Consider the following 313-nt stretch of genomic DNA (forward strand, 5'->3'; position numbering starts at 1 on the left):
CTGGATAATAGTCACGGTAATAACGCGGGCCGTAATACCGGCCGCGATAATCGTAGAACGGTCCGCCGCCGTAGAACGGTCCGCCGCCATAGAACGGGCCGCCGAACGGGCCGCCGTAGAACGGACCGCCGTAGAACGGAGACGCGCAGAAGCCGCCGACCGGACCGAACGGACCGAAGAACTGTGCGTCCGCAGGCGCGACCGTGGCTGCCGCGGAGGCGATGGCAATTACCGAAGCAAGTAGTAGTTTTTTCATGGCAACCTCCTCCTGAAGGCTGATCATCGGATAAACGCGCCGCGGGAAGCCTAGATC

General features: G+C 62.0%; 1 protein-coding gene. It reads right to left on the reverse strand.

Annotated features, from left to right (window positions below; all coding sequences use genetic code 11):
- Positions 1–256 (reverse strand): hypothetical protein (locus EN818_RS31655; RefSeq protein ID WP_135906722.1); only part of this gene is annotated, 256 nt, incomplete at its 3' end.
- Positions 257–313: the final 57 nt, after the last annotated feature.

Origin of the sequence: Mesorhizobium sp. M3A.F.Ca.ET.175.01.1.1 (assembly GCF_004791945.1) — a bacterium.
GTDB lineage: Bacteria > Pseudomonadota > Alphaproteobacteria > Rhizobiales > Rhizobiaceae > Mesorhizobium.